The organism is Chitinophaga sp. CC14 (assembly GCF_048957795.1).
GTDB classification, from domain to species: Bacteria; Bacteroidota; Bacteroidia; order Chitinophagales; family Chitinophagaceae; genus Chitinophaga; species Chitinophaga ginsengisegetis.
Window position 1 is genome coordinate 1,530,861 of record NZ_JARBFY010000005.1, and the last position, 14,619, is coordinate 1,545,479.

Consider the following 14,619-nt stretch of genomic DNA (forward strand, 5'->3'; position numbering starts at 1 on the left):
AGGTGCTTGTCCCGAAGAAGTACGTTAAGGAATTATTAACTCATTACTTCCGCGAGGATCAGGGCCACAGCAATATGATGCCTGAGCGCCTTCAATGCTATGTGCAGCTGGTTTCTTACTGTTTTTTCGGAGAGATTTAATTTCCCGGCGATTTCCGCAATAGATAAATGATGCCGGCGACTCAGCAGGAATATTTCCCGCGTTTTTTCCGGTAAGGTGGTTAACTGGGTATCGATTTCTTTAAATACATCGGCCGTTTCCATCTTTTCCCAGATATCGTTTAACACCGGCATGATATACTCCTGCACACGGTCCAGCTCCTCCGGCCGGTTCATGATTTCCTTTAGCTTTTTGATAGACTGGAAGCGGACAGCCTGGTGGAGATAGTTTTCGAGGGGGCCGCTCAGATTCAGCTTTTCTTTCCGCGACCACAGGGAGATGTATACGCCCTGCACTACATCCTTTGCGTCGTCTTTATTGCCGAGGATTTTGAGGGCGAAGGCATAGAGCGCCGGCCAGTGTTGATTGAAACACCTTTCGAATGCTTTTGTGTCACCGGTACGGATAAGCGCTATATCATCATGAGCATGCAACATGGCAGTGGTTTGAGCAACGGGGCGAAAATAGGGGATTTTGTTGGGGAGGTGGTTTAAGGTATTGTTATGTTTTCTGAGATGAGTTTGCAGTGATGCTTCTTAATTTCAGGATATGACGAAAGCCCAAATTTTACTTGTAATGGTTGGCCTGGCGACGATAGCTGCCGCACTGCCTACTTATTATTACATGCCAGCGTATAAAGGTGGGGCATGTACAGTGCAAACTATCATGTATAAAAGCGTGGTAGCTGATACCACGATGCCCGGGAGAAAAGTACAACTGGCTAAAGAGCCTGGAGCCTGCAAGACATATGTGATTATTGGGGAGTAAATCATTATTTAACTTCTGGCGTCCACTGACGCACTTATTTCAGGTTGCCACAACCGACATTCCACCATTCTGAATACCCTTAAACGGGAGGCAAAGGGGGAGTAAACGGGGAGTAAACCCCGAATTACTACTTCTTTTCCTATTCCTCTTTCTCTTCTTTTATACCCTCTTTTCTGATCGTTCCCTCAAAAACACGTATCAATATGATACAATCTGTATCAATGTGAATGGAAATTTTCTTGAATAAAAATACGATACTAGTTTAGCGGAAGTGAATGCCATTTACTACATCCTGCGCAGGTGTAAGCCTAAAAGGGCTGACTACCAAGAAGCCCTATTTTTTATTTCTAAATTTTATAAAAAATGGCAAAACAAAATGGGATTATCCCACTTCAAGGAACGATTGGCAACATTACTTTCTACAAGTCAAAAGCGGGGTATCTTGCCCGAGAGAAAGGTGGTGTTAGTGCAAATCGTATTGCAACAGATCCCGCATTCGCCAGGACCAGAGAAAATACAGCGGAATTTGGCAGGGCAGGTAAAGCTTGCAAGATACTCCTCACCGCATTCCGTACGCTGGTGATGAATATTAAAGACAGTTATACGTCTTCGCGGCTATGCCGGGAAATGGTGAAAGTCATCAAGGCAGATGCTGTAAATGTAAGGGGCCAACGTAATGTGATTGACGGCGAAGCGGAGCTACTCAAAGACTTTGAGTTCAACAGCAATTCACGTTTGGAAGCAACGCTATTTGCTCCGTACACCGCCGCTATAGATCGCGTTGCCGGTACGCTTCAAGTAGACATACCTGTATTCAGGCCGATTGACCTGATGGCCAGTCCTGCCGGCGCCACCCATTTTAAAATCCTGGCTGGCGGCGCTGAAGTGGACTTCGAAGCAGAAACATTTGTAAATGGTGTCGCTACCAGCGAAGAGATTCCGATAGATGGCTCTGCCACTCAGAAACTCCACCTATTGACCAATGTTACTGCCAACAGTACCAAGCCATTGTTCCTCGCGCTGGGTATCGCCTTTTACCAACAGGTAAACGGGGTATTCAACAAACTGAAAAATGGCATCAACAATGCGTTATCACTGGTGGAAGTTTCCGGTATGCCGGTCGCTACACCTGCTCCTTAACCCTCAAACCGGGGTTTCACTGACCCCGGTATTTTTTAACGATTAAAACAATGCAAATGAAACTCGCTGCACGTTTAATAGCTGATACGCCGCCTTTCTTTACCAAAGCCCGCAATATAGGGCTGGTATTAACGGCCATCAGCACCGCTCTGATTGGAATTCCGGCGGTACCTGTTATTATTGCTAAGATAGCCACTTACCTGGCTGTTGCAGGGACCGTACTTTCGACAGTAAGCCAGGCGGTAGTATATGAGGAGCCCTCAACAGAGGCCTCCGAATAAACAAACCATCCGGTTATTACAAAGGCTCTCGCAAATGCGAGGGCCTTTTTTATGCGGTGGCGAATTCAAGGCTGTGGTCCAGCCCTCGCTTGAATGATACAAATGTCAGTTCCGCATCTGTTCTTTAAGGAGCAGATCTTGCCAAAGTTAAAGACAGATTTGATTGAATTTTTATCCTTCCATCAGCTTAAGAATGTCACTATACTTATAGTACATTAAACCACCTACTTTTTTGGAAGCAAGCGTACCATTATTGCGCATGTTTTGGAGGGTACCTCCCGAGATGCCCATCAGGTCACGCACTTCGTAAGATTTAAGCCATTGACGGGGAGGGTTAAACATAGCAGTGACCTGCTCCAATAATTTTCTTAATTCCCCGATTTCCTTTACTTCCTCGTTTTTAAGATTCTCCAGGTCTTGCTCGGATACCATGTCATTTTTCATTTTTGCATTCTAATTGCAAGGTTAAACAATTCACTAAACTCTGAAGTGTTGGTATATTATATACACAAATATGGTGTTAACAATACGAGGTTCGTTGAGATGAATTTGGGAAAGAATGAGATACTCAGATCGAGTATTTGGCTAAGATAGGAAATTATGGACTAAAATGAGTAGCTATTGTGAAAAATTGAGAGATTGACCATTTTCTTTGTCATTCGATCCAATTCACCTAGTTACCATTTTTTAATTCCTCAGTAGATTGAACGTGTACTGCTTGTGAAAATAGTTCTTCTGCGATCCAACTATTTTAAGCCCTCTTTCTCCTAAACAAAGGGAAATGTGCATTTCTGATTCCTCCCATCATCTTCACCTAATTTCTTTAGGGCAAAAGTACAGAGAACGCGCTAGTTATAACCTTCGAATGCTATTGGGTTAATGATACGGATAATCCGTTTATCATTATGAGGCTACTGCAAGACAGTGGTTTAAGTAACGGAGTAAAATAGCGGATTTCATTTTGGGGCCATTTAAGGTATTGCTATGTTTAACGATGTCCCTGTGGGTCAGTTGGAGCACCGTGGAATATTTTCTATTTTTACTCCCGAGCTATCAGTGATAGCTTTTGCAAGATGCTTGATAAGAGCTTCACATACATTTTATGTGACCAGTATTTCTATAGGAAAGCCGAAACTTATCATCAAAAGTAGGTACTCTTTATAAGTCATAAGTCTTTATCATTATGAAGAAAGCAAAAATTTTATTAACGACGGTGGGATTGATGTCCATTATTGGCAATGCGTTAGCTTACAAGACTATGCGGGCAAATCTGGCCGGCTGGACCAATACCGACTGGACCGCATAGTGCACACTGCCGACTACTATTTATAGTGCGTAGCTAGCTCCATCCGGGACCCAGTTAGGTTTAGTATTTCAAGATTGTCGTTCCTCTGCCCACTTACCCACACGGTATCAGGGTGATGTGCTTTTTACCCTCAGCAAAAACTGAGGGCACTTTTGTTTCTGCATGGAGATTGCAGAGAACACTCGTAAATTCGATTCACGATAGAGTAAGGATTTATCAATGCTTACCACACTAACAAGAGTAGCTTCCGGATTGCCAACCCGTCATTATATACCGGCCTATGTGGGAGGTTGTGGCGGTGTGGAGAATTATATATATGAGCGTGGTTGCTAACACGGCTGTGGAGAGAAAAGGATCTTACTAGTGAAAGAATTTCGAAACTGAAGGCATACATTATTGTTGAAGAGTAAATTTATGGTTATGAAAAGAGCAAGGATTGCGATTGCGGCGGTAACAGTGGGTGGAATATTGGCATTTTTGTTGAGTAGGCCAATAGTCATATTTAAGTATGCCCCCCCGCTCACTATTACTCCAAGCACTATTTACGATAAAATAGATAGGAATCAAAAAATAATACCAATAAAAGATAACTCTAAACAACAGATTATACATACCATGTTGGCTTACAACGCCAAAACATAATATCAATATTTATTAGTAATAATAACTTCATAGTCAAAATCTAATCAGGGACCGGCGCGAATTAATTTAAATATCACCACGGGACTAAAATTGGATATTGCATTCCAGCCAATAGATTCTTATAAACCTTCATTCATACCTTTGCATAGGTTAATGGAAGTAATCTAAATAAATTCTGTATTATACAAAACATTAAAATACCTGTAATGAAACAAGAAAAAATAGCACTAATAATCATAATAATACTAGCTGTAACGGGAGGGCTAGCTGCCAGAAAGATCAACAAGATCAATCGAACCTTTTACGCAATTGGAAGTACCATATTGTATGGTCAAAACACTTCCGCCTGCATCATCCCTGTCCAACTGCCCAGAGCCCCACATCCTCTTGGAAGGCTCACACCATATTCCAGTACATATAATAGCACTCCAACAACAACATGTACATCCAGAGTACTAATCAACGGATAAATTCAAAGCTATAAGGCGGAATGCGTATTAAAGGTAATATCAAAATTCCGAGCAAATATACCACATATCAACTTTCTAAAATCCTCTGGCATCCCAACCTAATCCATCGTCCGTATTATGCAGCCAGTCAGAAGAAGGATGTGTCATCCACTTAGGGGCAGGACTGTTCTTTAAATAATGATCAAAGAACTGCTTCATACGTATGCTAAAATCAACCTCATCTTTGCCGAACACACCATGATTCCCATCGTAGACAAGCAACCACCCTTTCTTTCTTAAACGGTAAAGAGATGAATAAAACTGAAAAATATCGTCAAAACTACACAATTTATCATTAATGGTATGCATTAACAATAACGGAGTAGAGATTTTATGGACGTAGAAAACCGCAGAATTTTTAATATAAGTATCCGTCTTCTGCCACAGAGTACCGCCCATACGAAATTGTCCAACCTCATACATGCCTTGCATACTTTCCCCCAAACCTTTTATGCCACAATAGCTACTAACCCAATTAGTGATACCGGAGGCTGAACACGCGGCCGCAAACAAATCACAATGAGTAACAATATAATTAGTTTGTATGCCTCCCCAACTACAACCTTGAAGGCCCATTTTGGTCGCATCAACATAAGATTTTGCACCTAAATAATTTGCAGCGGAAATCAAAGCATCATATGTTCCTTGCATAGGATTTCCAATTGCATAATAAATATCTGGGCTAAAAACCAAGTATCCATTGCTAACATAATAAGGGATATTAATTGCGCATCCACTTTCTAACGCACGAGGTTCCATATATAAATTTAATGCATCAGACCTTCTCTCATAGTAATAGAAAATTACGGGATACTTTTTATGTGAATCAAAATCCTCAGGTTTATATAATACTCCCTGCAACGTATCTCCATTTAATGATCGCCAACTATGTAACTCGCTTCTATACCAATTAAATAACTTCTCAGGATACAGATTAGTTAACCTCTTGAAAACTATAAAGTCAGATGTCACAAAAAAATTAGGCGCAGCACTGGCACTCATTCGTCTAACAATATAACGACGAGAATGTAAAGCCTTTAAAGGTGCATAGTTCGCTCCGGCAGGCAGACATGGACTACCTGTGATACTATATATAAAAGATCCCATAGTTAGCGAGTCAGGATCTCCTTCTTTTCCCAATCTTTTCATATAGAATCCGTTCTCCTTATTATCAATATTAAACGCCGTCAATATTATTGCCTCATGTCTTTTAAATCCCCGACGAGAATACTCCTCAAGTGCAAAATCGAAAATTACCCTATGCCTTTTACCGTAACCATTGGTCAAATTTAAAGCCTCTTTTCTACCGGATGGATCAATCTCCCAAATGTCATATTCGCCCTTTATAAACACTCTCTCATCATTAAAATCCCATCCCAATATACACCTACCGTAGGTTCCACTAGCAAAATTCTTTTTCCAATTTTCATCTATACCAAGTGTCAAATTACGCCTTGTGCCAGTACAAGTTTCATATACAAAATAAGCACCACTTATCTCATCGTAGTAAATCACAAATTTACCCGAGGGAGATACTTCTACTAAAACATTCTTCCTAATCTCTTCCAAACTAATTTCATGTCCATAGTTTATAGACTTAAGATACCAACAAAAAACAGAAGCGGAATTCCAATGAGTTTCATCACCTGGTGTAATTTCCTTTTGCCGACGGATCAATGCAACCGTATCATGTATACTGGGCAAAAAAATCCAATCATTCCCACTATCTAATCTATTAAAGGAATAATCTGACATACGAACCACTCCTCTATAAGTCCTACTATTTGACTCAATCAGTTGCTCCGATCTTAACCTAGTATCTTTATAGGTCCATAAATTCATAGTCACATTTTGGAGATTGGTGTCTAATCGGGCATTCTCAACTAAATGAATAAATATATTCATACCATTACTACTAAAATGGGTCAATCTTGAAACAAGAATATTAGAATCAATATTGAGTAACAAGCTATTTACCTCATCTGCTCCAATTTTATAATAAAAAATACTATCTCTATTAGATCCTGAAAAAAAAGCTATCTGATTACTTTTTTTATCTTTTATAAGACTACAGATGCTAGTACCCTCCCACAATACCTTTCTCTCATTACATCCTCTGCGAACGGAAACCAACTGCTCGCTAAGAGAATTATGTACTAATAAAAGGCGTATGTTTCCGCTTTCCATGATAACCGACTCTTTTGCCGATAGGCGCGAAACAATCTTATTATTTCTAATATTTACTTCAAGTAAAGAACTACTATAATCCTTCAATTGATATGACATATATTTTCCTTGAATGCTAAAAAACAAAACGTTAGGAATATATCTTATTTCAGATAGCCCAAGGCGAGCAATGCATAGACTATCATGTTCATTTATCCAAACGGCATATCTACTATCATATGTAAACGAATAAAATTCTTTCAAGGTCGACCTAATCTCCCAATCATCTACCGTAGATTCTAGGATAAATTCACGACTCTCATTCTTTTCACTTTGGATAACATAAGCAAAATAGTTTCCATTATCCGTAATACCTGACAATGAAATATACGGCCAATTACCAAAAGTCGAAGAATCCAATTTAAGCTTGGGATCGCGATGCTGAATCTCTTTGTGATATACATTAGCTGGAATTTGGCCTATGCAATAGGAATTAAATATTACAAGTAAAAAGAGATTAATATACTTCATGAATATAGCATTAATTAAAAGGCATATCAGAGCATTGTCCCTACCCGATTATGCATACAACGCCGCTGATTATCTCTATCTAGCTTTAAAATACGCTAATTCAATGCTGCTACATTACAGTACAACCTCATACCTTTAGAGCAATGTTACAGCTCTAAAAAGATCTATTCGATTCCCAGACATTTTTGAACACACTATAATCTAAAAAAAATGCACAAAGCTAAAATAATCCTTTCAATAGTGGCATCATTGGGCATTACAGGCGGCGCGTTGGCTTATAAAGCGACCAGAATGCTAAACATATTCTATCTCGACACTACAGCTGTAATAAGCGGGGAAGTTCGAAACGTATGCACCAAACCAACTTCCTATCAATATACTTACAATCCATTTGGCACAAGAACAATAAAAGCCAGTATTGCTCCAACTAATATGACCTGTCCTGTTATTTCAGTAATCGACGCCGCCTAATACACATTATAAATAATAGAAAACAAGTAATTCAATTTCATTAGAAAAATCACCAATAAAGATTACACTATATACACCTGAAACTAGAATTCGAATTAGGTAAGTGCACAGACAAATACCATTAGATATTTTAACAACTGGTTAACGGAAAGACAGAATAAGATTTTATTTTACTTCAGGACTGCGTCATAAGCTCTGTATCTACTGGCGCACAAAAGCAGAATGCATATTCGAATATTTTCATCTTTATAGTAGATAACGCTAAACACATTTCACAAAAAGGAGGTATCATTCCATAAGACACCTCCTTTTGGAATAAGCTATCTATATGAAACAACCATTATTGAAGTCAGTCCAAATAGATTTAGATTCATTTGCGGGCTTTAACTGCGATTCTCATAGCTTCTACTTCAAATTTGTGTAAGTACTCCATTTAGGTGACAGTGGTTATTTGGATTTTTTTCATATCCTCAAGCTTCATAACCCACTCATATGGCGTGAGATTATTCAAAGATTCATGTGGCCTTCGTTGATTGTACTCATCTATCCAATTGGCTGTCAATTCTCTTACCTGATGAAGATCTTCGAATATATACGCATTCAGTACAGCTTCTCTGTAAAGGCGGTTAAATCGCTCAATATACCCGTTTTGCATTGGTCTGCCAGGCTGAATATATTGTAGCCTGATGCCGTTATTATTACACCATTGTTCAAAATAGCCGGAGGTAAATTCCGGTCCATTATCCGTTCTTATAGCTGCTGGCTTGCCTCTGACCTCAATAATCCTATCCAGTACCCTTACTATGCGAAAGGAAGATAGGGAAGTATCTACTTCAATAGCTAAAGCTTCCCGGGAGCAGTCATCTATCACATTAAAAGTTCTGAATCTTCTGCTACCTGTCATGCTATCGCTCATAAAATCCATACTCCAGGTGACATTGATATTGGTTTGTTGCTGCAACGGCTGTTTGATGCGGGCTGGTACTCTTCGCTTCAATTTCTTCCTGTTATTGAGCTTAAGCATCCTATAGACCCGGTAAACCTTTTTATGGTTCCAACTGTGCCCGGCCCGCCTTAAATAAGCAAACAACTTACGGAAGCCATATGAAGTGTACTTAAAAGCCAGCTCCTCTAAAGCATGGATGAGAGCCTTATCATTTTTACGGGTTCGATAATAGAATTTTGTGCGAGGGAAGGATACCAATCTGCAGGCCCTACTCACAGAAATACCCTGATCAGCGACCAGTTCTTCTGCTACTTGTCTTTTTGTGGAAGGGCCCAGCCTTTTTTTGTGAACAGATCTTTTAAAATCTGATTGTCCAACGACAGATCGGCATACATTCTTTTCAGCCTGGAATTTTCCTCTTCCAGGTCCTTGAGCCGCTTCACATCTGAGGCTTCCATTCCTCCATACTTGTTTTTCCAATTGTAAAACGTGGCCTCTGAAATGCTATGTTCACGACAGATATCTTTTATTGCCAGGCCATTTTCATGCTGTTTTAAAATAGATACAATCTGTGTTTCTGTGAATCTGGTCTTTTTCATAATAGTAGTTCAGTTTAAATTTAGCAACTTTTTCTAAGTTTAAACTGTCACCATAATAGGGATACTTACATAAATAAGATGAATTCTATATAATACTTAAAACACAATCATTCATTTGTGCTTTTTTCCCAAAAAATAAGAAAACTTAAGAATTAAGAATCGTTGAAGAGTGTTGGTTTTTAAATCCTCAATATAATTTCCACCTATATTTCGGGTAACACTTACATTTTGCCCTAGTAGATCAAATCCCTGCAATTCTATAAGTCCTTCTTTATGCTGAAACAACTGCTTGGCGATCGAGGCGTTCATCATTAAATAACCCGTATTATATCCTTCTGCTCTGCCCGATGATAATCCTATGTAAACATCAGTACCAACGATAAATCCGAAAGGGAGATTAATATTTGCTGCAGCCGCAAATCCTCCGTTCCAAAAAACAGATTTACGCAAATTAGTATCAGGATATCTTACCTTATTATAGTTTAAATTTCCAGACAAAATGAAATCGTACAATGATTTGTGGCTATAATTAAACCTAATTGATTGCGTCAAATAAACACTTTTAGTAATCCAGGGGATCTGATTAGCGTAACTTAGATCTTTTCTAATCATAGCTTTAGCAATAAAGAAAAGCGAGCTTTGGGGGTTAATTAAAGGAAATCCGTTCTCAATATCCAGGCTAAAAAATCGGCCTCCACTCAAATTTAATGGCTGAATCATTTGACGTCCCACTGAATCTATCAACGTAGCATTAACAATCTGATCGAACATAAATTTGCCATTCAACTCCAAAGAAAAACTACGCAATGACCTGCCATTGATGCCGCTATATGCTATACTTAAATTGTGTGCACTCATTGGATCCAACCTCGGATTTCCTTTCTTCTGATATAACGGATCACTGATATCAAGAATAGATACCAATTGAGATGCTTCTGGAAATTCAACTACATTTCTATACGAAAATCGAAACCGCTTGTTACCAGACCGCAAAAAGTTAAAATGAGCATCGGGTAAAAATCTAAGAATACGTCTGGATAAATCTTTCTCGGAACTACCGTATTGAGCCGACATTTGATAGTTAAGAGCCGCCAATGAAACCGACCAGTCATACTTCTCCTTCTGAAACAACCAACGTATCTTGGCAATATGTTGAATTGGGTCATTATCAAACTTATAACTAAGACTATCAACCAATCTGTCATATAAAGAGTTAATACCATTATAACTGAGTACAGATTTATCATTCATGCTACTTAAATGGTCACTTGCAACAATAATATTGACAGATCCATTTTTGAGAATTGGTTCTGTATAACTTATCATAAAGAACAATTGTTGTATTCTCCCATGGCCCAAAACATGATAATTAATAGTATCACAAATCGGATCTCCTACCATTGGATAGTAGAAATTATCAGATTTATTATATCCCGAATTATCATTATGTCCGGTGCTATAACTAAACATCATATCCATAGCCCGGCCCTTCTTCATAAATTTTTTTTCATACTGTACACTACCAGATAGAGAAAATACTCTATTCATATTAGTATTGTCCAACGTACTACTATTCAATTTCCATAATTGACTAGTTAGCGATTCATAGCTACTTGTCAAAACGTTACTATTTGTAGATAAAGAAAGTTGACTTCCAAAAGTAAGCTTTTGAAGAGAATCAATTTTATACTCAATCTGTAAAGAAAGTGCACTATTTCTTAAACTAAGTCTATTATCAGAAGCCTGATTATAATATAGAATTGAATCAGCCACGAAACTTTGCATGACACTGGTACGTTGACTTGAACTTAGATTATCGGTAATCAAGTAACTGGCATTTATCGTCAACTTTTTACTAATAATATCACTGTAGCTTCCGCCACCAATCCAATTTCTCTGAACCCCACCACTCCCAATGGACTTAGAATCTAGAGAGCCATTTACGTTATCCCCATTCCCAAACAAAAGCATCTGCTGTTGATTTCTAAAGTGGCTTAGATTAAGTTTGGTTGCAAATCGATTATTACTACCATATGCTGCAGTTAGCTCACCGGAGACTAAACCCCTTTTTTCTTTTTTAATAGTAATATTTATACCCTTCCCCGATCCATTACCACTCAGACGACCTATTCCCCTCTGATCACCTTCCATATCTATAAACTGCACCTTGTCTATCAAATCAGCTTGCAAGTTCCCACTTAGTATTTTAGGGTCATCACCAAACAAGGGCCTTCCATCTACCATAATATTCTTCACTATATTTCCATTTACGCGAATTGTACCATCTTTGTCCACCTGAACACCTGGTATCATCTTAAACAAATCCTCCGCGCTAGCATTGCTTTTTGTTTTAAAATGGCTCGCGTTAAACTCAATCGTATCCTTTGTAACTCTCACAACTTTTTTTAATTCAACAATCTCAATCTGGTTCAACGTTAATCCAATCCTCTTAATTCCGATCGTTCCTAAATCAATATCAACCTCCCCCACTTTAGGACTCACAGGAATCATCAGCTGCTGATAACCAAGGAAAGTAATATGCAACACATATTTATCAAACTTAAGACTATCAAAAAAAAACATTCCATTTTCATTCGTAAGTCTATAAGAAACTACGGAAGAATCTCTGCTATATAAGCAAGTTATTGTAGCACCACATAAAACGGTACGACTTTCCTTATCAAGAACATGCCCTTTGAGTCGCAATTTACTAGCTATCTGACCTGTCATCTGCATCGATAGGAAATGTATAAAAAAAAATAGTACGAATGGTTTCATATGAGGGATTACCAATAGTCTGTAAATTCCTATATTTAAATGCTACCTAACTGCAGTAATACCCCGCGAAGTAATTCAAAGAGAATGTTTTCATAAATTATAGGTCAAAATATTGCCCCTGTATGCAGATTGCAGTGAGTAAAATTAATTTTGATTTATGGAATGAGCAAGCAGCCCTAAAAACGAAACAATAATTTTAAAAAACCTTGTCCCCATTCCGTTAATAGATTCGATCAAACCCTTAAATAACTCAAACCATGTCATTCTCATTTATAAGATCAAGCAATAGAGTAAGAATAACAACAAACATGTACTACCAGCGGGCACATCTGACCAGATAATTTAATGCCCCTTGTTGATTAATACCCCTTATTGACAACTACAATTCATGTCTATTAAGTCCGAACGCAACTTAGGTAATTATGAGTCTCAATATCTATAAATGCGAACATAGTGCCCTAGTACTCTAAAATCAGGATTCTCCATAGATACAATAATATAAAAATGATCTGGGCGGAGAACACATTATTTATTATTTTGCAATATACCTTATTGCAAATAAATAAGTACCAGGAAATTTGGTAAACTCTCTTGAATTTAAGTAGAGCTCCTGCATAACAACTCAAAGCGATCCTCGCCACATAAAAAAGAAATGTGTTTCAAAAAAATGATAAGTTGATCTAATACGGGAAAAGAAATTTACGTAGGAATAAATAAAATAATAAACTAAATATATGAGCACTCTTGCGCACCAATTTGATGAACAACAGCAAGAAAAATTACAACTAAGCCTAAAGCACTTCATCTTTAGGCATCCAGGAAATAGGTGGTTTATAAGAATCGGAATTCCAGTAATAATTATACAATTTGTTATCTTTAAATTTCTATACCCATTCGCAGGATTTATAAATGGGGATTCTTATTTGTATCTGGAAACGGCATATCACAACTTTACTGTAAACACATATCCTATTGGATACTCTAAGTTTCTTCGTTTGATAAGTGTTTTCACCCATTCAGACACAGTGGTGGTTGCGATTCAATATCTTCTACTGCAATCCAGTACATTATCCCTAGTTTTTACGATATTTTATTTTTACAATCCTGCGAGGTTAACTAAAATAGTGCTATTCATATTCATGTTGGTCAATCCAGTGTATCTTTATCTTGCAAACTATATCTCAAGTGATGCATTCTTTCTTTCGCTTAGCCTAATATGGTTTACTTCATTACTATGGATTATGAACAGGCCTACTGAAAAATTGATAATTATAAATGCATTGGTTCTGTTTATGGCATTTACAGTTAGATACAATGCATTATTCTACCCAATTATTAGTGGCGTTGCTCTTATATTAACAAGGCGTAAAGTTTGGATGAACCTGGTAGGTTTTTCGATAAGCCTTCTACTTATCGGAATATTTACGGAAGTAACAAGTAAAAAGTATAAAGAGATTAGTGGGTACAATCAATTTACCCCTTTTACCGGTTGGCAGATGGCTAACAATGCTTTATATGCGTATAGATATATTGACAGTTCCCATAGAAAGAAAGTACCAATGAGATTACAACAACTTGATAAAATGGTACGTTCCTATTTCGACTCAAGCAGAGATATTAGAACTCACCCAGTGGAAGCACTTGTAGCAAGTACAGTCTATATGTGGGATCCCAGATCACCTTTATCCATATACATGGAAGGCCAGTTCAAAGGAGACTCTACGGCATCTGCATTGAAAAAGTGGGCCACCGTTGCGCCAATCATGAAAGATTATGGGACATTTCTAATTAAAGCGTATCCATCAGAATTCGCCAAGCACTACTTAATCCCAAACGCCGTAAAATACTATGCACCTCCTGTAGAATTTCTTGATCACTATAGTACAGGAATCGACAGTGTAAACGAAACAGCAAAAGTATGGTTCGATTATAAAAGCACAAAATTGAGATCTTACTTCAAGGACTATAGTGTCACTACTCTTGACTTCTATCCAGTGCTGACTGGGACGATGAATGTAATTCTAGTACTTAGTACAATCAGTTTTGTACTATTAAAAGGGTACAAACAGTATCCCCAGCTAAAAAAAGGACTAATACTTGTTATCGCTCTCTGGGCAGTAAATTTTGGATTTAGCGTTTTTGCATCACCGATTGCATTACGATTTCAGCTATTTCCTATATTGGTTTCCCTGGCGTTCACTTTTCTCCTCGTAGAGTTTCTTGTTAAGGCGGCAAAGGGAGTTCCACAAGAAGAAACCAATCATCAAGAAAAACTTAAAAATGAGAAACCGGAACTTACTGCAATATAGGTAGCTAACTAAGA

11 protein-coding genes are annotated in these 14,619 nt (G+C 38.1%); 6 read left to right on the plus strand and 5 right to left on the minus strand.

The features are described from left to right. Positions 1 to 35: 35 nt before the first annotated feature. Positions 36 to 596, minus strand: a complete 561-nt coding sequence (locus PV783_RS25715; protein WP_420990137.1) for an RNA polymerase sigma factor — start codon at positions 594 to 596, stop codon at positions 36 to 38. Between the two features lie 112 nt (positions 597 to 708). On the opposite strand from PV783_RS25715, the gene PV783_RS25720 reads away from it, so the two are divergent. The 3 genes from PV783_RS25720 to PV783_RS25730 all read left to right on the plus strand — a co-directional run bounded on the left by PV783_RS25720 (position 709) and on the right by PV783_RS25730 (position 2,348). Then, positions 709 to 927, plus strand: coding sequence for a hypothetical protein (locus PV783_RS25720; RefSeq protein ID WP_420990138.1), 219 nt, complete (start codon positions 709 to 711; stop codon positions 925 to 927). A gap of 363 nt (positions 928 to 1,290) precedes the next feature. After that, entirely contained in the window at positions 1,291 to 2,067 is a 777-nt protein-coding gene (locus tag PV783_RS25725) for a hypothetical protein (protein ID WP_420990139.1), read from the plus strand. A gap of 56 nt (positions 2,068 to 2,123) precedes the next feature. After that, positions 2,124 to 2,348 carry a hypothetical protein gene (locus tag PV783_RS25730; protein ID WP_111577498.1) on the plus strand — a complete coding sequence of 75 codons (225 nt, stop codon included), beginning with the start codon at positions 2,124 to 2,126 and terminating at the stop codon, positions 2,346 to 2,348. A gap of 171 nt (positions 2,349 to 2,519) precedes the next feature. Here PV783_RS25730 and PV783_RS25735 read toward each other — a convergent pair whose 3' ends face one another. Then, positions 2,520 to 2,780, minus strand: coding sequence for a helix-turn-helix domain-containing protein (locus PV783_RS25735; RefSeq protein WP_420990140.1), 261 nt, complete (start codon positions 2,778 to 2,780; stop codon positions 2,520 to 2,522). 751 nt (positions 2,781 to 3,531) lie between these two features. Between PV783_RS25735 and PV783_RS25740 the strand changes: the two genes are divergently transcribed. Then, entirely contained in the window at positions 3,532 to 3,654 is a 123-nt protein-coding gene (locus PV783_RS25740) for a hypothetical protein (RefSeq protein WP_420990141.1), read from the plus strand. Positions 3,655 to 4,074: 420 nt separating this feature from the next. Beyond that, a complete protein-coding gene (locus tag PV783_RS25745; RefSeq protein WP_420990142.1) occupies positions 4,075 to 4,296 on the plus strand; it encodes a hypothetical protein in 222 nt (73 codons plus the stop codon). A gap of 545 nt (positions 4,297 to 4,841) precedes the next feature. On the opposite strand, the gene PV783_RS25750 is transcribed toward PV783_RS25745, so the two are convergent. The 3 genes from PV783_RS25750 to PV783_RS25760 form a co-directional block, all read right to left on the minus strand. After that, positions 4,842 to 7,502 carry an alpha/beta hydrolase family protein gene (locus PV783_RS25750; RefSeq protein ID WP_420990143.1) on the minus strand — a complete coding sequence of 887 codons (2,661 nt, stop codon included), beginning with the start codon at positions 7,500 to 7,502 and terminating at the stop codon, positions 4,842 to 4,844. Positions 7,503 to 8,406: 904 nt separating this feature from the next. Continuing rightward, positions 8,407 to 9,518, minus strand: a protein-coding gene (locus PV783_RS25755) for an IS3 family transposase (protein ID WP_420990144.1) whose coding sequence is annotated in 2 segments (ribosomal slippage) — positions 8,407 to 9,266 and positions 9,266 to 9,518 — 1,113 coding nt in all. Because the reading frame shifts where the segments join, the coding sequence is not laid out codon by codon here. A 111-nt stretch (positions 9,519 to 9,629) separates the two neighbouring features. Then, a complete protein-coding gene (locus PV783_RS25760) occupies positions 9,630 to 12,296 on the minus strand; it encodes an outer membrane beta-barrel protein (RefSeq protein ID WP_420990145.1) in 2,667 nt (888 codons plus the stop codon). 734 nt (positions 12,297 to 13,030) lie between these two features. Between PV783_RS25760 and PV783_RS25765 the strand changes: the two genes are divergently transcribed. After that, complete coding sequence (locus PV783_RS25765) at positions 13,031 to 14,605, plus strand: hypothetical protein (protein ID WP_420990146.1); 1,575 nt, start codon at positions 13,031 to 13,033, stop codon at positions 14,603 to 14,605. The last annotated feature ends 14 nt before the right edge of the window (positions 14,606 to 14,619 follow it).